Below are 1,056 nucleotides of genomic sequence, written 5' to 3'. Positions count from 1 at the left end.
GGTGGGTGGGCAGATGGCGAAAACCCACCCCCTACGTCAGCGCGGCGACCCGCTCCCGGTAGCTCCGGACCGGCGCCGCGTCCCGGAACGGTTCGAGGCGGCGGTCGAAGTCCTGGATGTACTCGTGCGCCCGGGCCGACCGCATCTCCATGGCCTGCTGGGCCGCCTCCGCGGCCAGCCCGCACGCCTGCTCCACGTCGCCGAGGCCGAGCCGGGCGCTGGCCAGCACGACGCGGCAGAAGAGCCGGCTGCGGGCGAAGTTGGTCGGCCGCAGCTGGAGGGACCGCTCGGCGTGCCGCGCGGCGGCGCGGTACTGCTGGAGGTCGCGGTGGCAGTGGGCGAACTCGTCGGCCAGCTGCGCCTCGTCGAAGAAGCGGGCCCAGGCCGGGACGTCCTCGCCGGGCCGGGCGGACTCCAGGGCGCGCTCGGCCCTGGCCAGCGCCGCGGTGCAGCTGCGCACCTCGCCGAGCAGCCCGTGGCCGCGCGCCTCGACGGCGTGCAGCAGGGCCTGGACGACGGGGGCGACCGAGCTGGCCATGCCCTGCTGGGCGACCCTGGCGAGCTGGACGGCCTCGCGGCCGTGGCCGAGGTAGACGGCCTGCCGGCTCATCGAGACCAGGACGTAGCTGCCGTAGCTGCGGTCGCCGGCGGCCTGGGCGAGGCGCAGGGCCTGGACGAAGTACCGCTGGGCCAGGCCGTGGGCGGCGATGTCGTAGGCGGTCCAGCCGGCGAGCCGGGTCAGGTCGGCGGCGGCCGAGAACAGCCGGCGGCCGGTCTGCTCGCCGTAGCTGCCGCGGAGCATCGGCTCCAGCTCGTGTTCCAGGTAGCGGACCAGGGCCTGCCTGGCGTGGCCGCCGCCGTAGGTCTGGTCGAGTTCGCGGAAGAGGTTGGCGACCGAGCGGAGGGCCGCGATGTCGCCGGCGGTGACCCGCTGTCCCGGGCCGCGCTCGACGCGGTCGAGCGTGCCCTGCCGCTCGGCGCGCGTCGGCCGGCCGGCGGCGACCTGGGGGAATCGCACCGCGCCGGCGCCCGGCGGGTGGTGCGGGCCGTGGGGGG

The 1,056-nt window shown here is 76.9% G+C and carries 1 protein-coding gene; it reads right to left on the bottom strand.

Annotated elements, in window-relative coordinates; genetic code table 11:
• Positions 1-31: 31 nt before the first annotated feature.
• Positions 32-1,056, bottom strand: a 1,025-nt coding sequence (locus E1283_RS36510; RefSeq protein WP_481906714.1) for an NsdA family TPR-like regulatory protein, incomplete at its 5' end; no start/stop codon positions are given.

Source organism: Streptomyces hainanensis (genome assembly GCF_004348415.1).
GTDB lineage: Bacteria > Actinomycetota > Actinomycetes > Streptomycetales > Streptomycetaceae > Streptomyces > Streptomyces hainanensis.
The sequence above is the reverse complement of the archived record's forward strand: the minus strand, read 5'-3'. Positions and strand labels throughout refer to the sequence as shown.